The following is a 20,590-nucleotide window of genomic DNA, read 5'->3' on the forward strand; positions in this document are numbered from 1 at the left end:
ACTCAGTGAAGCAACTAGAAGTGCGTTCTAACACCATACTCCGAGTTGCTTCGCAAGGACGAAATTGGTATCCCTGTGAACGTTTCTATATGATTGTAGGTTGGAAGTTGTTTCATTCGGACCAAAATAGTAAAAATACCAAATAACAAAAATAACAATAATCAGGAAACAACATGCAAATAACTAAAATCCACGCCCGGGAAATCTTAGACTCACGAGGCAATCCTACAGTTGAAGCAGATGTTATTTTAAATAATGGACACATGGGAAGAGCAAGTGTACCTTCTGGAGCATCAACAGGAAGTCGCGAAGCGTGTGAATTGCGCGATAATGATCCTAAACGTTATGGTGGCAAAGGAGTACAACACGCTGTTACTTCAGTAAACACCGAAATTAATCAAACATTAAAAAATAGTTCTGTTGAAGATCAAGAAGTGTTAGACCAAGCTTTACGTCAGTTGGATGGCACTGAAAATAAATCCCGTTTAGGCGCCAATGCACTTCTAGCCGTCTCTCTTGCCGCAGCGAGAGCCCGGGCTAATACCCTTAACCAGCCTTTATACGCCGCATTGAATCAAGGCGAAATAATGAGCATGCCTGTGCCAATGATGAATGTGTTAAATGGCGGCGCCCATGCTGATAATAACGTCGATATTCAAGAGTTTATGATTATGCCGGTGGGAGCTCCCGATTTTCCAACGGCCTTACGGATGGGTACAGAGATTTTTCATGTGCTGAAATCCGTATTAAAAAAGCAAGGTTTAAATACAGCGGTAGGTGATGAAGGAGGGTTTGCTCCCAATATCAAATCAAATCGTCAAGCTTTAGATCTGCTGAGCGAAGCGATTAACAAGGCAGGTTTTAAATTAGGCGATGAAATAGTACTTGCCCTTGATGTGGCCGCTTCCGAGCTTTATAAGCAAGGCAGCTATCATATGGCCTCGGAGAATCAGCAATTTAGCTCAGAACAATTAGTAAGCTATTATGCTGATCTAGTTTCCACCTACCCAATTATCAGTATTGAAGATGGCCTGGATGAAAAAGATTGGGCAGGCTGGAAGGAATTAACGCGTCAACTTGGCGGAAAAATTCAATTAGTTGGCGATGATGTATTTGTTACTAACCCTAAAATTCTACGTGAAGGGATTGATCAAGGTATTGCCAATGCTATTCTTATTAAAGTAAATCAAATAGGAACATTGAGTGAGACCCGACAAACTATTCAATTAGCTCATACAAATGGCTATCGTTGTGTGATGTCTCATCGCTCTGGAGAAACAGAAGATACCTTTATTGCAGATTTAGCAGTTGCAACCGGTTGTGGGCAAATCAAGACAGGCTCTTTGTGCCGTACTGACAGGATTGCCAAATACAATCAATTATTGCGAATTAATGAAATTTCTTTTCTACCTTATCGAGGAAAAGCTGCCCTAAAAGGATAATTCTGCAAGAAATAAATCGAACTCCTACCCCATATTTAGGCGATGCCCTAATACGGGATAGGAGTCCTCCATTTAAAATGCGTCAACTCCAAAAATGGAAAAAAATCAAACAAAACAAAACGACAAAGACACAAATGGACTAAATTAAATACAAAATAACCTGGAAAATCAATTTCCTTGTTCTATACTCCATAAATATATTTATGAATCGTGTTGTACAAGGTTGGTTCATGAAAGAAGTTGCTGTAGAAAACTATATTCCTATTGAAGCACGTAAACAGCATATTATTAAATATCCCGTTTTTTGTTTACTGCCTCCTGATTCAATCCATCAACTTGCCCTGTTGGTAGAGGAAGTTCACGTACGACCTAATGAGGTCATAGTCTGTGAAGGGGATTATTTTGATGGCTTCTTCCTCATTGTTTCAGGAACAGCCTCCGTATCAAAATCCTTAAAAAGAATCAAGAAAACCACTCCCCGTCATGTAATTACTTTAGGCCCTAATAATGCAATTGGGTTAAATGAATCTGGATTTCATTGCCAACAAGGAGTGAGGGTCGCATCAGTTATCGCAATAACTGATATGGTTTTATTACGCGTTGACTTACTTAGTTTTTATAAATTCTTAAAAAATCATGAAACAATCTATCCTTCGCTACAAAGAGTAAGTGAACGGTTTATATTCATGAATCTAATGCGTCATGCACTAAGTAAGGTATCTACAGAAAAGATTAAGGAATTGGTTGAACGAGCCCAACATCATTCAAACTCCGTAACGAATGAAAATACTCAGTTGAGCCCAAACGTAGTTTATCTACACGAACAAAATAAACCTAATATTTCTCGTCTGGAGCAGGTGCTTTTTAAACAAATTAGTGCTAAAAATACATTAGAAAATATATTAAATAGTGGGTTAATAGAATTAAATCATGATGAAATTTATGTAATCATGATAAAACTGCACAATTTGGGATTTAGGGATTTTGACTTAATTGTACGTTCTGTGAAACCGCCCCCAACCCCTTTGTTGAAAAAATTTATCAAAAAAATAACACATTTTTGGAAAGGATAATCCATTCGTGAAAGCGAACATTTACCGAGTTTTTCTCTTAACACTTTTTGCTTGTTTAACACTTGCCAGTTGCCAAAACAGCAAAAAAATTGCCTTTCCTGGGTATATTCAAGGAAAATTTACTTATATTTCTGCTTATTATTCGGGAGAATTAAGGCAGCTCAATGTAACTGCAGGTGATACCATCAAACAAGGGCAACCACTATTCACCTTAGAACCCGCCCCTGAAAATACGGAGCTACTCGCTGCGAATGCACGGGTACAACAAGCACTCGATGAGCAAAAGAAGCATGAATCAAACTATTCTTTGCAAAAAAAGAACCACGAACGCAATCTATTTTTGTTTAGAAAAGAGGTCATATCCAAAGAAGAGTTGGATAAAAGCAACGATGACCTCACTACAGCAGCAGCCAATAAAAAAGCTGCTGAAGCAAATCTGTTAGAAGTACAAGCGAAACAAAGTCAAGCCCAATGGTCATCACAGCAAAAAACCGTTACGGCACCAGTAAATGCCCTAGTGTTTCAAACCTATTACTCTGAACATGAACAAGTTCAAGCCAATAAACCGGTGCTTTCATTACTTACGTCAGGTTCATCAAAAATAATTTTTTACGTTCCTGAACCATTACTCAGCACCATCAAGCTAAATCAGCTTGTGTATGTTGCCCGTGATGGACAATCCGAAGCAATTAAAGCAAAAATTACCTACATATCTCCAAAGGAAGAATATACTCCCCCCGTGATTTTTAGCGATACAGAACGCAATAAACTAGTATTCCGAATTGAAGCCCTACCCCTTACAGAAAATAACTCAGCGGTCCATCCTGGCCAACCAGTTACTGTATTTCTGGATAATAATAACTAAATATGGACGAAAAGAATTTAATTATTGATGTTAAAAACTTAGGGAAAAATTTTGAGCATAGGCCTGCCGTTGTTAATGTAAGTTTACAAGTCCGACCTGGAGAAATTTATGGGTTTCTAGGTCCCAATGGTTCAGGAAAAACCACCACCATTCGTATGCTATGTGGCCTTTTGACTCCAGATACCGGATCAGGAACATGTCTTGGCTATAATATATTGACGCAATCCAAAACCATTCGTCGCCACGTGGGGTATATACCACAGCACTTCAGCTTATATAAGCAACTTACAGTTTATGAAAATATCTTATTTATGGCCGAGCTCTATGGAGTTTTTGATCGGAAACGATCAGCCCAACAAATCATGACCCATCTCGGGCTTAGCTCAAGAAAAAATCAATTAGCTGGAGGCCTATCCGGAGGCTGGAAACAACGTTTAGCGCTTGCTTGTGCGTTAATACACCAGCCCTTCTTATTACTCTTGGATGAACCTACCGCAAGTGTCGATGCAGAGTCTCGCATGGATTTTTGGGAAATCATGCGTGATTTATCTTCAGAAGGCATGACCATATTACTCAGTTCTCATAATATGGATGAAATTGAACGCTGCCACCGTATTTCCTATATTTCCGATGGGAATTTACTGCTCAGCGGAAAAATTAAAGAAATCATTCGTGATATCAATCTAACGACCTGGAAAGTACAAGGAAAGAATCTTTTATTACTGGCTAAACAGCTCGAAGCAACTCCAGGAATAGAGCAAGTCATAACCTTACTGGATGCGCTACATATCAGCGGCCAAAATCAAGAAATCTTAAATAGAGCCCTTAAGCCATTTGTAGGGAACCCAAACTTTACCTGGCAAATAATTCAGCCTTCGCTGGATGACGTATTTGTCTGGATGACAAAACATCAAGCAGGGAAATCCTAAGCTATGGACTTTAAAAATTATCGCTCTTTACGGCTATGGGGCATGTTTAAAAAGGAATTAAGGGTAATATTACGTGATTATCGCACCTATATCTTTGTGCTTATTACTCCATTTTTACAAGCAGTATTATTTGGCCTCATTATTGATCATGATGCACGACATATTCCGACTATTGTTGTTGCCAAAGACCAATCTCCAATCACTGACAGCTTGATTCAATCATTTCGTAATACCAGTTATTTTAAGATTAAAGACGTCATTAAGGACGAAGCTGAAGCAGAGCAATTGCTAAAAAAAGGGATTGTTCATTTTGTTATCCACATTCCCCAAGATTTTACTCGTGATCTGATTCGTAATGATTCACCCCATATTCTTTTAGAAGGAGATGCCAGCGATCCTACGGTAATCAATAATGCCTTCCATGCTTCCGCATCAATTGCTCGAAATACCTTAAAAGAAATTGCCCTGGGGCCTTTAAAGTATCTTGAGCCCCAAGAACCAGGTTTTGTTATCGATACCCACGCCAAATATAATCCTGCGGTTAAAGCTCAATATCATACTCTTCCAGGCTTATTAGCAACCATATTAACAATATCCCTAGCTTTAGTGATGGCGATTTCCATTACAGGAGAATACGAAAGCGGCACCATGGAAATGTTATTGATCACCCCCATTTACCCCCTTGAGGTCATCATAGGCAAACTATTACCTAATATTCTTTTAGGTTATATTCTATTTTTTTCTATATTGCTTGTTTCGATTTTTCTCTTTAAGGTTCCTTTTTATGGCAGCATTCTTTTGCTTACTCTGGCCGCATTCCCCTTTATTATTGCTAACCTGTCCTTTGGAATCGCAACCTCGTGCATAGCCAAAACCCAATTCCAAGCAGCACAAATCGCCGGAAGTTATACCCTCCCAGCGGTTTTATTTTCAGGCTTTTTATTTCCGACAGCCTCTATGCCAACCTGGGCACAATGGCTTAGTGATTTATTTCCCAGCACCTACTTTCTGAAAATTAGCGGGGATGTCATGCTAAAGAACTCGAGTTTTATGGATATTTTACCTAATATTTGGCCGATTATTGTATTTGCTGTTGTGCTTATTTTTATTAGTTATAAGTTTTACCGTAAGACCTTGGATTAACAGAGATTTTTATCGCCGTGATTGCGAGCAAATCGAAGCAAGCCCGAATGCCAGGTGACTTCAAGGCTCACAAGGACGAACTTGGTGTATATAGAGTAAATAGAATAATGTGCCTTTAGAACTCAGCCATGCTGCAACCATTGATTCACTGCAAACAAATCATTAGCACTTAACGTTCCGGCCTCTTTTTTCAAACGTAATAAATTAATAATATAATCATAACGAGCAGACTCATATTGCATTTGTGCATCCAGCAATTGCGTTTGTTGCGCCAATACGTCAGTCAAACTCCCTGCCCCCGAAACATAACGTTGCCTTAAACCATCCAGTGAGCTTTGTGCCGATTGAATTGCATCACTAGCATAGCGAATTTTCTTAATATTTGCTGAAACATTTCGATAGCTCTTACGCGTCTCATAAGTTACCTCTCTGACCGAATGTTCCAATTTTTGCTGAGCGATACGGAAACTATATTTAGCTTTGCGTATCGAAGCAACCGCGAATCCCCCGGAATAAAGGGGAACATTTACATTAAGAAATGCGCCAGCATTACGCGCACGGCTTGACCCTGCAGCAACAATCAAACTGCCTTCTGAATAGTGAAAGGCGTTATCATCATATAATAATTTGGCATTAACTGTAGGTAAATGCTCCCCATAGTGGGCTTTTATTTTTTCACGAGAGGATCGTAGCTTTAATTCGTTTGCCTTAACCACCCAGTTTCCAGTAAGCGCCTTATGTACCCATTTGTCTATATTGGCAGGCTGTGGGGAGAGCAACGGTATTTTTTTATGCAAATCAGCTAAAGAAGTATATTCAAAAGAAGTAAGCTGCGTTAAATATTCCTTGTCTGAAGCTAACTGAGCCTCTGCTGATATGAGATCAGACTCCGCAGCGCTGTAGGAAGATTTTGCCACATACACATAACTTTTGGTGGTTTTCCCTACCTTGAGTTTTTGCTCCACATCATACAATTGCCTCATTAGCGCTTTTTTATGTGCGTTAAGATAAGACACTCTTTTTTCACTGCGTAACACGTTAAAATAAGCATCCGTAACCCTCAACATTAAATCTTGTAAATCAGAATTCAAACGTGCTACAGCCTCCTGAGCCGCTATTTTAGAAGTCTTGTATCGCGAAAAAGCACCAAAATTAAATATTGGTTGCGTTATGCTAAGCCGCATTTCATAACTGCGCAAAGTATTACGCGGAGGTTGTATTTCAGGCACTATAGCGCCGTAACTATATTGTTTATCTGCGGAGGGTTGAAGTTCCAGATGAGCATTCAGTAATAGATCTGCTCTGCTAATGGCAATATCTTCCTTATGAGATAAAGTCCTGAGAATAGCCTCTTGATATAAATTATCATGGGCCAATGCCTCTTGAAACACACGCATTAAATCAGCAGCATTACAATGAAAAGACAGCAGTAAGCTAGCGGTTAATACTATTTTCTTTTTCACGTCACCTAAATCCCTGGTTTTTATAAAAAAGTAACCATTTGTAAATGTTTGATTAATGCAGACGGGGCTTGCAAAGCCCAGCAGCAAGAGCAGTATACACTGGGTGCCCTGTGCTTTGCAGCTCAGTCTATGGCCCTTCTAAATTAATCTTTCTTATAAGGTAAATAGTCTGGTACTACTTTAGGATAACATCCTTTTATCTGGCGAAAGTAATCCAATATCTGGGGAAAATCCGCGCTTATGTCGCCAGTAGGCCAAAATGCTTCACGAATGCGAACCTCTTTCGACGCATAATCAAGAGCAACCATAGCTAATGGAAGCTTTGCTTTGCACGCAATATGGTAAAAACCTTCTTTCCAGCGAGTTACCGGTCCACGGGTGCCCTCAGGAGTAATCGCGAGTCGAAACTCATCTTGAGCGTGAAATAACTCCACCACTTTGTCTACCGCATTATTCTTTTTAGAGCGATCTACAGGTTCCCCGCCCAGCATTTTTAAAATAAAGCCTAAAGGAAAAAAGAAAAGCTGACTTTTTGCTAAAAAATTAATTTTTGTGCCCAGCGAGAAACGGGCAAATAACCCAACCATAAAATCCCAATTACTGGTATGAGGAGCGACCACCACCAGGTATTTTTTATCTTTAGGCAACTCACCAACAATCTTCCAACCAAATAATTTTAAAATAAAGTGTCCGAATTTTTGCATAACATTAACTATCTATAATTATTTGTACTCAAGTATATACGTTTTACAGGTCTTTTTGATACCTACTTTATCTTTTATTCATGATTCAATCAGATCAAGGATAAAAAATTGTACTAAAATTATACATATATGAGCATTGCTTAGGAGCAGATCATGAAAACACACGATCCAGCACTGTACTTTTCCAACCCCCGTTTGCTGGGTGCAATATATTTTGGATTATTATCTGTAGTAGGAACCATTTTGATTGATGCATTCCTATCCCTAATTGGAATTGAAGAGTTTGTGCCACTCTTTGAAGCAATTATAGTGGGGATGATCGTGGCATCCGCAACAGGCGCTTTATTTGGTAAACAAATCATCCACTGTCCTAAGCCTTATTATGCAAAAACCTTTGCTCTCGGTTTTATAATGGTTATCGTCTCACTGCCCTTTTTTGCGTTGGGCCTTGTGTTTTTTATGGACAAAGGCAGTACGGCTTTATTTTCAGTCAGTAGCTTTAAAAATTTAACCTACTCCTATCTTGTTATTCTCGGATACAGCTATATACTCTTTGGTATCTTACTTGCTATTGCATCAGGGTGTGCCGCTCTATATTTACGTGGGTGGCTGGTATACGATATCTTACATACTGATAAAAGAAAAAGCATGCGTCTGCCACGGTTTGTATCAGCTCATACTCGGACTAAAACTTTGCATAAAGCACATGCGACGCACCATAAAAAAATATAAGCCAGGGATATAACTAATTAATGCATGTTTTAAACAATAAAGAGCAGCTGTTTGCTTTATTAGCCGAAGGCGCAACGGTTATAACGCCTAACAATCGACTTAGTGACGCCATAACCCAACAGTATTTCTATGCGCAAAACAGCAATACGGTAGACAAACCGCTTTGTCTGCCGTACGGAGTTGCCCTGGTGAAAGCTTATGCGCAGCTTAATTTTATTGCCCCCTTAGCGACATATCCTACTCTATTAAACAGCAATCAATGCCTTTATTTATGGCGTAAGTTAATCAAATCACGCGCTGATATTACCTACAGCGACGGATTATTACAGGCCGTAATCAGCGCTTGGGAACGCTGCGAGCAATGGCAAATTGCCTCAGATGATCCTAGTTTTCAATACACGCCTCAAACACGACAATTTCAACAATGGTGGCAATCATTTAATAAGGAATTAAATAAAAAAAATTTAATTGCGGAATGCCAGCTCGTTCCTTATTTAATTAATGCCCACAGCCCATTATTCTCCGGACCAGTGATTTGGGCTTGCTTTGATGATTTCACCCCACAACAAAACCAACTGCATCAACACCTTGAACAACAAGGATTTCCCCAGTACCAATACGACCTACCAATTCGAACGTCTGATATCAAAGTACTTGTGGCCAAGGATGAAAAAGAAGAGTACCACCAATTAATTAGCTGGTTACAGCTAAAAATTCTGGAAGGAAGCCAGCGTATTGGCGTTGTGATTCCCGACTTACAACAAAAACCCTCAACAATACGCAGACTCTTGGCGCAACATTTTGATCCGGCTGTGTTTAATGTATCCTTAGGTCAAGCATTAAATGAATTCCCTCTAGTTGCTCATGCCTTATGCTGGTTAAATCTAGATACCAAATATCTAAGAGCGCACCAAGCCGCATTGCTACTGCAATCCCCCTACTTGGGAAGTGCAAAAGAAGAATTCCTTGCTCGTGCTGAATATCTGCAAAATAGTGTTTTGTTGGAAGATCAAAATATTCCTTTCGAACAGTTTATTAAAGACATTGAAACCTATACGCCAAAGCTTGCCGCACTAATTAGCCAAATCAGCACCTACCCTAAGGAAGCCTCCCTGCATGATTGGATACGGCTTTTTCAAGAACGTTTAAATATTATGGCTTTTCCCGGCGATTGCGGATTAAACTCGGCAAATTATCAGTGTTTTTCGCGCTTTTCCCTTCTTTTTGATGAATTAAGACAGTTAAGCATACTCTGTCCCCATTTAACTAAGACAGAAGCTTTAGAAATTTTAGAACAACTTGTAGAAAACACTATTTTCCAAGCCCAAAAAACTGACTCAATCATCCAAATTTCGGGTTTATTGGAAGCTTCAGGCTGTGAATTTGATCACCTCTGGATGACGGGCCTAACCGATCAATGCCTCCCGCAAAGAGTAAATTTATCTGCATTTATTCCGCCTCAACTGCAACGTGACCGGCATATGCCCCATAGTATTCCGGCACGGGAATTACAATTTGCCAAACAAACACTGAACCGCTTACAACAAAGTGCCAAATCGGTGATATTCAGTTATGCAGAATTACAAGGTGATACACCTAATTTACCCTGCTCGTTGATTACCGAACATCCTGAATTTATTCGTTTAGAACACGAAATCAATCGCCAACAAGAAACGCAATTAATAAATCGTGAAGAACATTATTTGCTACCCCTCAAAGCTGAGGAGCAAATTTCTGGTGGCACAGCACTACTTGCTAATCAGGCTAAATGTCCGTTTAGATCCTTTGCTGAGCATCGATTACGTGCAAAAGAATCATCACAAACCAATGATGGCCTGGATGCAAAAACCAGAGGACAAATAATTCATAAAGTCATGGAATTATTATGGCAAAAATTGCAAAGCCAACAGGCATTATTTACTTTAGATGCCACTAGCTTAGAACAGCATATTGATACTGCCATTCACAGGGCTTTAGAACCATTAACCCAACTACATCCAGAAACATTTCCAGAACTGGTGCGAACTGTCGAATATACGCGTCTTAAACGATTAGCTCTTAGTTATCTAGAATGGGAAAAGCAACGCAGCCCATTTACTATTTCAGGCTTGGAACAATCATTTACTATTAATTTGGCGGGCTTAGATTTCAATGTTCGAGTGGATCGGCTTGATGAGGTTGCTGATAAAAAGTGGGTCATTGATTATAAGAGTAGCCTCCCTAGCAGCAGACCGTGGTATGAAGACCGCCCTAAAGAACCGCAATTATTACTGTATGCATTATTGGATAAAGAAATTAATGCCTTGCTCTTGTTGCAAATTAAAGCCGGAAAAATTGTTTGCAGTGGTTTTAGTGAAGAAAAACAAGCCGTTAGTGGTATCAGTTCATTAAAAAAAGAAGAAACCTGGGACGATTGTCGCACTCATTGGCACAATCAATTAACTCATCTAGCAGAAGAGTTTCAGGAAGGCCATTGCGCCCCTCAACCCGCTCAATTAACAATTTGCCAACAATGCTCTTTCCAAAGCCTATGCCGATTCCAGGCACATCCCTCATAAGTACAAAAAGAGACCATTTACTTTGGTTTTTTTTCTCATTGTGTTATAAAACCACTTGATGTCGTCTACTCGTTTGTCGCAATAGTTTTGTACAAATAATTTCTTATTAATTTTAAAGAGATCGATCATGCCCTTATATTATACAGACGCTAAAAGCCGTATTAATGGTTACCATGACCAATTAGAAGCAACAAAAGAACTACTTAACCAGTTAATAAATGATGAAGAAACGGTTAGTAAAATACAAAAACACATCAATGCCATACAAGGCTACTACAATACTTCTCTACGTACAGCAAAAAATGAAAAAACGCAAAATGCAATTGTGAACAGTTACGAAAACTACATTACCTTATTAAATAACGCCTACAATATTGGACATCAACAACCCACATCCCCTGATCAAATTGAGGAATTTTTTAAAGCGTCAAATGAAGCGATTGGTCGTGAATACGATGCGCGAAGAATAAATGCCTTCTTCCATAACTGTTATAATGTCTGCGAGCTTATATTCTGGGCTTCCGCAACCATTACCATGTACGCCTCTATTTTCCTTGTTGCATTACCCATGCTAATTGTACAACCCACTTTAGGCCTTGCCGTATCAATCGCTGTTGGGGGGGTATTTTTGAAAGCTGCGGGCAATTGTCTCGAGTGTTTAAAGGGATTTAAAGGCACTGCACGACATAGTGCAGAATATGATTCAGAAAGAGCAATACTTTCATTTTTCCAACCTAAAGAACCAAGAGAATCTGAAGTACCAATAATGCACCATAGCGATTTCCATGGCCTACAAGATAGTCTTGTTGTTTCTCATTAATTGACATTTTTGCAGCCATTAGAGCATTTAATGGCTGTAATAAGTAATTCTACACTCCAAATAGCGTATCTACATTGCGAAATTTAACTAGATGTTTAATAATGATAAAATCGCGCAAACTAAGGAGTGACCATGCCACTCAAATTAACAAAAACAAAAATTATTTACAGTGGCCTAATTGCTTGTCTACTAAGTAGTTGTGCACATCCTCCTTATAATAATTTTAAACCCCGTAATTTTGTTGCTCGTGGTGCAGTAATTGGTGCAACGATGGGAACAGCTATTGGGGCAGCCACCACGGGAACAGTTCCTGGAGCATTAGCAGGTACCGCCGTAGGAGGTACTGTTGGAGCTATATTAGGAGCGGGCACTAATCCCAGACACCGTATTATCAGAAACCTAAACAAATGTGATATTCAATTTGTTCAATACGGCGATACCATGACCTTAATTATCCCCACAGATAAGTATTTCATGTTTGAAAGCCCTCGCCTCAATGAAGTACGTTATGTTGGACTTAACCATATTATTGACCTATTAAGACTCTACCCTGATAACCCGGTTTATGTTGCAGGATTTACGGATAATGTGGGAACCGAATACCGTAAAAACCGACTATCACAAGCCCAGGCAGAAAGCATGATGACTTTCTTATGGGCCAATGGCGTTCAGGCCACCCGCTTACACCCAGAGGGCTATGGCGATAAAAATTCTGTAGGCGATAATGCATTTATCCATGGTAGCGCATTTAATCGACGCATTGAAATTCAATGGTTTATTGGCAGAACACCGCAAAAATGCTGTGTTATGAGGCCAAATAAAGTAAATTTCGCGATGAAATAAATAATCTAGCCCGTATTTTCTGCAGATCAATACGGGTTGGAAAGGAAGCAAAATCCCTGTATTCCCTGGGCGAATGCGGGCTACAATTCAACGATGTTTTAAGGTGTACTCATGCATTCACGATTCATAGGTGGAGTTCTTTTAATTGTTGGAACATCTATAGGAGGTGGCATGCTTGCCCTTCCTGTTGCCAATGCAGCTACTGGTTTTTGGCAGTCCTCTGCGTTTTTATTCGTGTGCTGGGTTTTTATGACCTTAGGCGCATTTTTTATCCTTGAAGCCAATCTGTACCTACCCAAGGGTAAAAATATGGTTTCTATGGCAGCAGCTACTTTAGGAAATTATGGGTTGCTAGCAGCCTGGATCAGTTACCTCTTTTTATTGTACACCCTACTTTCAGCCTATATTTCTGGTGGCGCTGATGTACTAAATAGTTTACTGCACAAGGTTGATTTGCATCTTAGCGATTGGCAAGCAAGTTGCCTATTTACCTTATTGTTTGGGTTAATTGTTTATGGGGGCATTCGTTATGTCGATTATGCCAATCGAGCCCTGATGTTTGGCAAATTAGCTGTTTATTTTTTATTAATTGTTCTTATTGCTCCTTACATTGACGTACAAAACTTCCAACACGGGAATATCCGTTATATTGGCGGTACAATCATGATCTTAATTACGTCATTTGGCTTTGCGATTATCGTCCCAAATCTTAGAGAGTATTTTGATGACGACATCAAACAGCTAAAAAAGGTTATCCTTATTGGTTCCTTAATTCCTTTATTTTGTTATTTAGCATGGGATGCGGTAATTATGGGGGCCATTCCTGCTGAAGGCAGTCAAAACCTTGAGAGCTTGATACAAAATCCACATACAACCAGTGCCTTAGCCTCATTACTGTCAAACAGAGTACAAAGCCCTACCATTAGCGCTTTATTTAATTTCTTTACCTCCATCTGCATGCTCACTGCTTTTTTAGGAGTGTCTTTATGTTTATATAGCTTCTTGGCTGATGGCTTAAAATTACGTACCCATGGCCGTCATGGTATTGGATTATTTTTCTTAACCTTTGTTCCCCCTTTACTCATCGTAATCTATTACCCTGGAGCCTATATTCATGCCTTAGGTTACGCCGGTATTTTCTGTATTATCTTGCTACTATTTTTACCTGCATTAATGTGTTATTTTGGAAGAAAAAACCACAGCTCAACCTTTATCGTTCCTGGTGGTAAAATAACTCAGGTTGCCGTGCTCCTCATTTCCATTTTACTTTTAGCACACGAACTCTGGGGATTATTGGGAAGTTAAATAGGCCTGCAAGGCCTATTATTGACTTTGAATGAAAAATAAAGTAGCATATTGCTCTATATTTGAACATCTTTGGTGTATATCACATGACCAATTCAAAATTAATCGGCGGGATATTACTCATTGTAGGTACATCAATAGGCGGTGGAATGCTTGCTCTGCCAGTATCTACAGCGGAAGTAGGTTTTACTAATTCTATTTTCTTCTTATTTTTCTGTTGGTTAGTCATGACTGCAGGCGCCCTTCTGGTTCTCGAAGTCAATCTGCGCCTCCCAGCAGGTAGTAATATGATTTCTATGGCAAAATCAACTTTGGGTATGCCTGGACAAATTATTGCTTGGATCACCTATCTGTTTTTACTATACACCTTACTTTCTGCCTACATTTCCGGAGGAAGTGATGTATTTAACAATTTACTGCATAAGGTAGGTATTAATTTACCCACGAGCCTTACCTCCATACTATTCACTATACTTTTTAGCTTGATTGTATATAAAGGAATTCGCTCCGTAGATTATGTCAATCGTGGATTAATGTTTGGTAAATTAGGTGTCTATGCCTTACTTGTGGTCATTATCAGTCCCCATGCCTCCTCTGAAGGATTAACGGGGGGTTCCGCGCGTGCCTTTACAGGAACATTAATGATCTTAGTTACTTCTTTTGGTTATGCATCAATTATTCCCAGCTTAAGAGATTATTTTGGTGAAGACATCCGCTCATTAAGACGAGTAATTCTTTTAGGCTCATTAATCCCCCTAGCCTGCTATATCGTTTGGGATGCGGTAATCATGGGGGTTGTTTCACGTGAAGGTGAGAACGGCTTAATCGCCCTAATGAGTTCAGAACATGCAACGAGCGGCTTAACAGAAGCATTAAGCCAATCCGTACAAAGCCAATGGATTAGTGGTTTTTTTGGATTTTTTACCTCCATCTGTATGCTTACCGCTTTTTTAGGGGTTTCGTTGGGACTATTTGATTTTCTCGCTGATGGCTTAAAACTAAAAAAATCAGGAAGCCAAGGTAAATACATTCTTGCCTTAACTTTTCTTCCACCCTTAGCCGTAGTGCTATTGAATCCTGGAATTTATTTGCATGCATTAAGCTATGCCGGGGTTTGCTGTGTAATTTTATTATTACTCTTGCCAGCAATTATGGCATGGAAAGGTCGAAAAACTTGCGTCATGGCTACAGAAGGCCATCTCATCCCTGGTGGGAACTCAAGCTTAGCCTTAATCGGTTTTATTGCCACAGGGTTGCTTATTATTGCGCTTATGTATTAAATGGTGATTCGGACAAGGACCGGCTGCTCTAAGGCGACACGTCATCCCGACAGGATGAGGGAGCTCCTGAATATGGCTCGATGCCCATCTCGGAAGATCCTTCGTCGCAATCAGGATGACATGACGTGTTCCTTCAATAACTTTTAATGAAATTTTCTTTTTTGGAAATCATGAACTAATTTCTTAACTTCATCTTTGGTATAGCCATAGTGTTTTTGCAATTTACCATAGATCTCTTCATGGTTACCTTCGATCTTTTTAAGATCGTCATCAGTCAGCTTACCCCAAACTTGTTTCATTTTGCCGCTGATTTCTTTCCAATTTCCTTCAAAAATATCCTTATTCATTAGAATTTCTCCTAAATTATATTTTTAAACTAGTGAAATAATTTTCGCTAGTGAAAATAAATTTAGTATACAATTATTCCAATTGCAAAAAAATTAAAACAAAATAATCAAAATATGAATGAAATCATCCGATTAGAATGCAGATATTTTCATGACTGTTACCGGATGCTCTTTAAATTGATCTGTTCCTATAATTTCCCATCCTAAAGATTGATAGTAATCAGGAATTGTGTGATCAAACGCAAAAAGATACAGCGTACTAAAGCCAAATTTTTTTGCTTCTTGCTTGATAACCTCTACCAATTGACGGGCAATACCCTGCCCTCGATAAACTTCATCCACTGCAAGTGAACCTAACCACGGCGTCAAATCAGGCCGAATCCCATCGTTTTCACGTAAACTACACATGCCAACCGCTTGGCCTTCATGAAGTGCGACATAAGTCAGAGGCATCGTATCGGAGTTCGCATGATCACGAAAACGTTCAGCGGCTTGGTCTAAAGATACCTCAGGCAACCAGATACGTCCTAGTCCGTCGTACCATATTTTTGCTAAATCCGGTAACGTATGTAGATGATTTTTAAGTAGATCGATCGTTATCATAAGGCAGCCTCCTAAAATAAGACACATCGTTTCATTAGTCTAACAAGTTAAGAGGTTTTCTTGCAAATAGGATTAGCCTCATCGTGGAAAACCCCTACCAAATTTTTCTAATTGGCACTTAGCTTCATTCATGATAGAATAATATTTGTACATTAGGGGTGCCATGAGCAATCTGGCTGAGAGGATAAACCAACCCTTTGAACCTGATCTCATTCATCTGAGCGGAGGAAAATGTGTCTCTTATTATGTGTTCTGGTATTGTTGCTTTTATTACTTCGTTTATTGGCTTATTACCGCAAATTATCAAATCCGTTAAAACTAAATCCACCCAAGATTTGTCAATGTTAATGCTCATTAACTATCTAATTTGTTCTATAGCATGGATTATATATGGGAGTGGCACGAACTCCTTTTTCGTAATTAGCTCAAATATTGCGGGTTTATTAATTAGCCTCCTCCTTATCCTATTAAAGAGACGGTATGATGTTCAACGCCCTTAATTTAACCGACTATCGCTCTATTTTATGCCTTAATGGTGAGTTACCCGCATCATCCTTCTTCATTGAAATGAATCTACCAATAATTGCTACTGATGGTGCTGCAAATAGCCTGCATGGATTTGGTATTCATCCTGAGTTAATTATCGGTGATTTGGATTCCGTTCACCCTGAACTATTGGACAGCCATTCTCACTTACGCCTCCCTGATCAAAGCAGTAATGATTATCAAAAAGCATTAGCTTACCTAAAAGAAAAAGACTTATTACCTGCGATTGTTGTCGGAGTTAATGGGGGCTATTTAGATCACATATTAAATAATATTAATATTTTTCTAGAAACAAATTGTCTTTTGTATTCACCACCAATAACAGGTTTGGTTCTTAATGAAAACTCACAATTAAATTGCGGGTTGCCTCTTCAAACCAAAATTTCATTAATGGGGATCCCACAAGCCACCCTCTCGTCAAAAGGATTACAATGGGAACTTAATGCCACCCAATTAAGCTTCCCAGGAACAAACTCATGCTTTAACCGAACTCAAGCACCAGAAATTCATTTAGAGGTACATCAAGGAAATGTTCTGGTTCTCATTTATGAACAACAAATCGCCGATGCTGGCACCACGATGTACCTACATGACCCGAACCCGCTCACCACGAAAGTGCCCCCATCTTAATCAGATTCATCCAGCACAATTTGTAAGCGAGCGTCGGTTTTTGAGAAGGCCCATTATTTTGTCTATTTCCTTTGGCTCAAACCAGATTCTTCGGCAAGATATTCAAGCACACCATCTTCTAAGTATGTGATTTTTTTCATTACCTCTTCAATTTCTTGAGTATTATTAAGCAGCTCTTTAAGCTCAGGAATTCGATAACCAAGATTATTTAAAGAGGCTAATACTCCGTTCGTAGTATGAGATCTATCCAATTGCTCATTCTCTTCTAAGCCATCTAACTCCTTACCAGTCGCTGACAAATCCTCAAATAAATCACTAAAATAATAATCATTAATTCCTTCTGTGTGTCCATCTTTAAATGCTTGGTAATTAATACCACCGATAATCATTCGAAATGGATCATCCAAGACCTCTTCAAAATGATCAACATTAAAGACTGCTACTTGGTTAAACTGAAAACTATTTCCAGGATCTATTCTCACTGCGACTAAATCATAGTGGTTAGTATCATCACCCTTTGCAGGAACAAACCCAATATTAGAATTATCCCAATCAACTTCACCCAAATAATACCCTGCGATAATGATGGCAGAAAAATTTTTAATCCTGCTAAAAGGATAACTAGACCCCTTATATGCAACACTAAGAAGAGAGCTTTGCGATAACTGAAAAAGTGCGAATTCCTCTAGTAGATTACAGGCTCTCCCAATATCTGAGGTCAAATAATAACTAGGTTGATAGTCGCCTAATAATTTTTTAAAAATGTTCCCAGCAAACACAGCTAAGGCCGGGTGGCCAGAATTATTGTGAGTAATATAGTATGAAGTGCCCTCACTATCGTTGACCCTCCCTTATTCACTTATCTCTAAGCTTATTTCCTCACCATATCGTTTAATATACATTTGAATCTTTATTGTACTATTATGATAATATAATAGCATAGCCCTAGTTGTGCAAAAATAAATCATTTTAAAACCTCGGGGATTAAGCAGATCCCAATCGTAAAGCCTCAATAGCTCATTAGTGAGTTCACTGAATGCTGGATTTATTATCGGTATTAGTTATACCCTCATCGAAGCTCCATAAAAAACTCTAGGAGATTAGGGGAAACTTATCTAAAAATTTGTATGAGTATGCTGGAAAATTTCGTGCCTATCTGTAAAGACCCCCTAGATGTATGCGCCACATTAAATTATAATTAGTACATTGTTGGCTGAGTTTTCTCCTCCATAATTTTAAACTTTAAGAAAGTAATCTCTAAGAAATGCTCTGGAAAAAGATAGTTCGACATAAGTATTTTATATTAGGTCTTGTTTTTTATTTCATTTTTATTGTGACCGAGACATCAAAACCAAGCTTAACCTTTAGCTTATTTAAAAATAGCTTTCCGCTCTTCACATTGAATGAAAATTTTTTGACCATCATCTCGGAAACGTTTATTAATGCCGCCGTAGTTCTTATCTTCTATTGCATTATTGATGTGCGGGCGAAACTTTTGACTATTAGCTCAATCACAAGTGAATTAGACAACAATTATCATCAATTTAATAGCATCTTAATTAAACGCATTGGGGATTTTCTAAGGAATCAAAGTACCGCTGAGGCAATAAGAATATCCAGTAAAATCAAAGAAGATACGGAGGGAATTGTTTACTCTAAGTATCTTTTCTTCCAAAATGAAGCATCTCCAGAAATGCGGCGGCTGATCAAAGAAAAACTCAAGGAAGAACGCATTTTCATGGCGTTTGAATCCTCAGCATTAATTAATACCATTGATAAACTTATCGGCTTAGAACATCTCTCATTTGATAAAAAAAACATCCTTTCTAAAATCAAGAGAGATATCAGTTCAATAGAGCCAATGGGCTATATAGATGAAAGCTCCTGTCCATTGTTTGATCTCATATACAGTGAGACAAAAAGAACAATTATGGATGATGCGGTGATGCTGATTATTAAAGAACTTAATAATGATATTAATAGCTTGTAGGTTGGGTCCATGCCCGACCTACAAGTTATAGCCATCCAGCCAAGTAGTTTAAGTTTACATCAAAACACATCTACTAATTGAAGTTGGTTCTGATTCATCACCATCCTTCTCCCGTTTTATCCTCTTCACCTCCCCCATAAATTCTTTCCCACCTTGCGTCGTATACAACTTAGAGGAGGATATTTCAGGTGTAGATCGAGATGAAACAAACGACGATTCAATCACTTTTAAACCAAAATTTAAAGCATGAATAGTGTAAATTTCTTGCTGAACTAATTTTTGTACTTTACGGTAATAATAGCTAAGCGGATCTTCTATTGTTGGTTTAAACATTAAACTGGAACTGCTTTCAGCCGTTATATTCTGCTTTTTAAATAAGGCCGTCATAGCTTTAGCAAAATAAGGAACACAACACGCATTATCGTTAAAACTACGGTAAAAAGGGCAAGCAAAAGCCTCTTCCCCGAGTTGAAATATTATATTCTCGTCAACCTGTGTACAAAAAGATTTACTGGCATAAATAGACATCGTAATTGATGAAATTTTTAAACTGCCCTCTTTGATTTGCTCTTTAGCAAGATGCTCTCTGGCTTTTAAATAAAGAGTTATCGTTGTGTATAAATCTTCAGGAATTTTCGCTTTGTCTTCAAGCGTATAAGGTGACTTAAAGGTAGCCCTCTGCATTACTTCATAATCATTCTCTGAGATAAAAATTCTCAACGAAACTGGGGTAAGCCCATCCTTCAGGTGGCCAACATATTCAGAAACTACATGCTCTGTATTCGCCAATACTCCAGGCAACTCGGTAAGCTTATTTAAAGAACGAACCGCCCCCTCTACTTTATACTTTACTTCAACGGCATAGCGTAGCGTTTCATTAATCTGCTTCTTACCTAGAAAAACTTGTGGGTGAATAATGCCTCGTAACCCTCCACTACCCACAAAATAATGGGTATTAGGATACTGCTCTTGCAAAGTCTTAAACTCTTTAATTTCTTGATATTGAATATCGATACCAATTTTTATTGCAAATTCTCTTAAGGTTTTTTCTAAATCACTAATGATTACCTTGGAGGGGATCGCATCAAGAATATCGCCAAATCCTTCGCTTCGATCCATTCCAGCAAACGAGCTAGGATTTACATACATTGCATGGGTACGCAAAGGTTCTTTGTACTTTTCAAACATCTTGATTTCTATTTCAGGACATTGCAGCTTTAATTGAATTGCGCCTAAAAGCCCGATAGGGCCTGCGCCAATAAAAATAATATCAGGTTCCATACATTTTGATAATTTAGTAGCCAGGGGAAAATGGTA

General features: G+C 38.7%; 20 protein-coding genes and 1 riboswitch. Of the genes, 14 read left to right on the forward strand and 6 right to left on the reverse strand.

Annotation, left to right across the window (positions count from 1 at the left end; all coding sequences use genetic code 11):
• The first annotated feature begins 173 nt into the window (after positions 1-173).
• The 5 genes from eno to E1P08_RS04900 all read left to right on the forward strand — a co-directional run bounded on the left by eno (position 174) and on the right by E1P08_RS04900 (position 5,452).
• A complete protein-coding gene (gene eno / locus E1P08_RS04880) occupies positions 174-1,442 on the forward strand; it encodes a phosphopyruvate hydratase (RefSeq protein ID WP_133135865.1) in 1,269 nt (422 codons plus the stop codon).
• 230 nt (positions 1,443-1,672) lie between these two features.
• The gene (locus tag E1P08_RS04885; protein ID WP_165485084.1) at positions 1,673-2,515 is read left to right on the forward strand and encodes a cyclic nucleotide-binding domain-containing protein; all 843 of its coding nucleotides are present in this window, start codon (positions 1,673-1,675) and stop codon (positions 2,513-2,515) included.
• A 7-nt stretch (positions 2,516-2,522) separates the two neighbouring features.
• On the forward strand, positions 2,523-3,380 hold the full coding sequence (locus tag E1P08_RS04890; RefSeq protein WP_165485085.1) for an HlyD family secretion protein: 858 nt from the start codon (positions 2,523-2,525) through the stop codon (positions 3,378-3,380).
• 2 nt (positions 3,381-3,382) lie between these two features.
• Positions 3,383-4,309 (forward strand): ABC transporter ATP-binding protein, encoded by a 927-nt coding sequence (locus tag E1P08_RS04895; RefSeq protein ID WP_133135868.1) that lies wholly within the window; start codon positions 3,383-3,385, stop codon positions 4,307-4,309.
• Between the two features lie 3 nt (positions 4,310-4,312).
• Complete coding sequence (locus E1P08_RS04900; RefSeq protein ID WP_133135869.1) at positions 4,313-5,452, forward strand: ABC transporter permease; 1,140 nt, start codon at positions 4,313-4,315, stop codon at positions 5,450-5,452.
• A 122-nt stretch (positions 5,453-5,574) separates the two neighbouring features.
• Here the strand turns inward: E1P08_RS04900 and E1P08_RS04905 are convergent, their stop codons facing one another.
• Together E1P08_RS04905 and E1P08_RS04910 are read right to left on the reverse strand one after the other, a co-directional pair.
• Entirely contained in the window at positions 5,575-6,915 is a 1,341-nt protein-coding gene (locus E1P08_RS04905) for a TolC family outer membrane protein (RefSeq protein ID WP_133135870.1), read from the reverse strand.
• 143 nt (positions 6,916-7,058) lie between these two features.
• Positions 7,059-7,619, reverse strand: a complete 561-nt coding sequence (locus E1P08_RS04910) for a lysophospholipid acyltransferase family protein (RefSeq protein ID WP_133135871.1) — start codon at positions 7,617-7,619, stop codon at positions 7,059-7,061.
• Positions 7,620-7,772: 153 nt separating this feature from the next.
• Here E1P08_RS04910 and E1P08_RS04915 point away from each other — a divergent pair, with 153 nt between their 5' ends.
• The 6 genes from E1P08_RS04915 (at position 7,773) to E1P08_RS04940 (ending at position 15,157) form a co-directional block, all read left to right on the forward strand.
• Complete coding sequence (locus E1P08_RS04915) at positions 7,773-8,351, forward strand: hypothetical protein (RefSeq protein ID WP_133135872.1); 579 nt, start codon at positions 7,773-7,775, stop codon at positions 8,349-8,351.
• A gap of 20 nt (positions 8,352-8,371) precedes the next feature.
• A complete protein-coding gene (locus tag E1P08_RS04920; RefSeq protein ID WP_133135873.1) occupies positions 8,372-10,909 on the forward strand; it encodes a PD-(D/E)XK nuclease family protein in 2,538 nt (845 codons plus the stop codon).
• Positions 10,910-11,036: 127 nt separating this feature from the next.
• Positions 11,037-11,729 carry a DUF5638 domain-containing protein gene (locus E1P08_RS04925; RefSeq protein WP_133135874.1) on the forward strand — a complete coding sequence of 231 codons (693 nt, stop codon included), beginning with the start codon at positions 11,037-11,039 and terminating at the stop codon, positions 11,727-11,729.
• Positions 11,730-11,861: 132 nt separating this feature from the next.
• Positions 11,862-12,572: a C-OmpA-like family protein CmpA gene (cmpA, locus tag E1P08_RS04930; RefSeq protein WP_133135875.1), complete on the forward strand. Its 711-nt coding sequence runs from the start codon at positions 11,862-11,864 to the stop codon at positions 12,570-12,572.
• A 111-nt stretch (positions 12,573-12,683) separates the two neighbouring features.
• Positions 12,684-13,877, forward strand: coding sequence for an amino acid permease (locus E1P08_RS04935; protein ID WP_133135876.1), 1,194 nt, complete (start codon positions 12,684-12,686; stop codon positions 13,875-13,877).
• 86 nt (positions 13,878-13,963) lie between these two features.
• Positions 13,964-15,157 (forward strand): amino acid permease, encoded by a 1,194-nt coding sequence (locus E1P08_RS04940; protein WP_133135877.1) that lies wholly within the window; start codon positions 13,964-13,966, stop codon positions 15,155-15,157.
• Positions 15,158-15,300: 143 nt separating this feature from the next.
• On the opposite strand, the gene E1P08_RS04945 is transcribed toward E1P08_RS04940, so the two are convergent.
• Together E1P08_RS04945 and E1P08_RS04950 are read right to left on the reverse strand one after the other, a co-directional pair.
• Entirely contained in the window at positions 15,301-15,504 is a 204-nt protein-coding gene (locus tag E1P08_RS04945) for a CsbD family protein (protein ID WP_133135878.1), read from the reverse strand.
• 132 nt (positions 15,505-15,636) lie between these two features.
• A complete protein-coding gene (locus E1P08_RS04950) occupies positions 15,637-16,107 on the reverse strand; it encodes a GNAT family N-acetyltransferase (protein ID WP_133135879.1) in 471 nt (156 codons plus the stop codon).
• Positions 16,108-16,251: 144 nt separating this feature from the next.
• Positions 16,252-16,354, forward strand: a riboswitch (TPP riboswitch).
• On the opposite strand from E1P08_RS04950, the gene E1P08_RS04955 reads away from it, so the two are divergent.
• Positions 16,353-16,607, forward strand: coding sequence for a SemiSWEET family sugar transporter (locus E1P08_RS04955; protein ID WP_242602379.1), 255 nt, complete (start codon positions 16,353-16,355; stop codon positions 16,605-16,607). It overlaps the preceding riboswitch by 2 nt.
• A complete protein-coding gene (locus E1P08_RS04960; protein ID WP_423202192.1) occupies positions 16,588-17,283 on the forward strand; it encodes a thiamine diphosphokinase in 696 nt (231 codons plus the stop codon). Before E1P08_RS04955 ends, E1P08_RS04960 begins: the two co-directional genes overlap by 20 nt.
• Positions 17,284-17,345: 62 nt before the next feature.
• Here the strand turns inward: E1P08_RS04960 and E1P08_RS04965 are convergent, their stop codons facing one another.
• Positions 17,346-18,062, reverse strand: a complete 717-nt coding sequence (locus E1P08_RS04965) for a hypothetical protein (protein ID WP_133135881.1) — start codon at positions 18,060-18,062, stop codon at positions 17,346-17,348.
• A gap of 635 nt (positions 18,063-18,697) precedes the next feature.
• Here E1P08_RS04965 and E1P08_RS04970 point away from each other — a divergent pair.
• A complete protein-coding gene (locus E1P08_RS04970; RefSeq protein ID WP_133135882.1) occupies positions 18,698-19,273 on the forward strand; it encodes a hypothetical protein in 576 nt (191 codons plus the stop codon).
• Between the two features lie 54 nt (positions 19,274-19,327).
• Here the strand turns inward: E1P08_RS04970 and E1P08_RS04980 are convergent, their stop codons facing one another.
• On the reverse strand, positions 19,328-20,554 hold the full coding sequence (locus tag E1P08_RS04980) for a hypothetical protein (RefSeq protein WP_242602367.1): 1,227 nt from the start codon (positions 20,552-20,554) through the stop codon (positions 19,328-19,330).
• Positions 20,555-20,590: the final 36 nt, after the last annotated feature.

The sequence above is a fragment of the Legionella rowbothamii genome (genome assembly GCF_900639985.1).
GTDB lineage: Bacteria > Pseudomonadota > Gammaproteobacteria > Legionellales > Legionellaceae > Legionella > Legionella rowbothamii.

What these genes read in the sequence shown, in the direction of transcription:
- E1P08_RS04910 (WP_133135871.1), bottom strand. Translation starts at nt 7,619, where the DNA reads ATGCAAAAATTCGGACACTTTATTTTAAAATTATTTGGTTGGAAGATT.
- E1P08_RS04915 (WP_133135872.1), top strand. Translation starts at nt 7,773, where the DNA reads ATGAAAACACACGATCCAGCACTGTACTTTTCCAACCCCCGTTTGCTG.
- E1P08_RS04950 (WP_133135879.1), bottom strand. Translation starts at nt 16,107, where the DNA reads ATGATAACGATCGATCTACTTAAAAATCATCTACATACGTTACCGGAT.
- cmpA (WP_133135875.1), top strand. Translation starts at nt 11,862, where the DNA reads ATGCCACTCAAATTAACAAAAACAAAAATTATTTACAGTGGCCTAATT.
- E1P08_RS04940 (WP_133135877.1), top strand. Translation starts at nt 13,964, where the DNA reads ATGACCAATTCAAAATTAATCGGCGGGATATTACTCATTGTAGGTACA.
- E1P08_RS04885 (WP_165485084.1), top strand. Translation starts at nt 1,673, where the DNA reads ATGAAAGAAGTTGCTGTAGAAAACTATATTCCTATTGAAGCACGTAAA.
- E1P08_RS04945 (WP_133135878.1), bottom strand. Translation starts at nt 15,504, where the DNA reads ATGAATAAGGATATTTTTGAAGGAAATTGGAAAGAAATCAGCGGCAAA.
- eno (WP_133135865.1), top strand. Translation starts at nt 174, where the DNA reads ATGCAAATAACTAAAATCCACGCCCGGGAAATCTTAGACTCACGAGGC.
- E1P08_RS04925 (WP_133135874.1), top strand. Translation starts at nt 11,037, where the DNA reads ATGCCCTTATATTATACAGACGCTAAAAGCCGTATTAATGGTTACCAT.
- E1P08_RS04920 (WP_133135873.1), top strand. Translation starts at nt 8,372, where the DNA reads ATGCATGTTTTAAACAATAAAGAGCAGCTGTTTGCTTTATTAGCCGAA.
- E1P08_RS04900 (WP_133135869.1), top strand. Translation starts at nt 4,313, where the DNA reads ATGGACTTTAAAAATTATCGCTCTTTACGGCTATGGGGCATGTTTAAA.
- E1P08_RS04980 (WP_242602367.1), bottom strand. Translation starts at nt 20,554, where the DNA reads ATGGAACCTGATATTATTTTTATTGGCGCAGGCCCTATCGGGCTTTTA.
- E1P08_RS04955 (WP_242602379.1), top strand. Translation starts at nt 16,353, where the DNA reads ATGTGTTCTGGTATTGTTGCTTTTATTACTTCGTTTATTGGCTTATTA.
- E1P08_RS04935 (WP_133135876.1), top strand. Translation starts at nt 12,684, where the DNA reads ATGCATTCACGATTCATAGGTGGAGTTCTTTTAATTGTTGGAACATCT.
- E1P08_RS04895 (WP_133135868.1), top strand. Translation starts at nt 3,383, where the DNA reads ATGGACGAAAAGAATTTAATTATTGATGTTAAAAACTTAGGGAAAAAT.
- E1P08_RS04960 (WP_423202192.1), top strand. Translation starts at nt 16,588, where the DNA reads ATGATGTTCAACGCCCTTAATTTAACCGACTATCGCTCTATTTTATGC.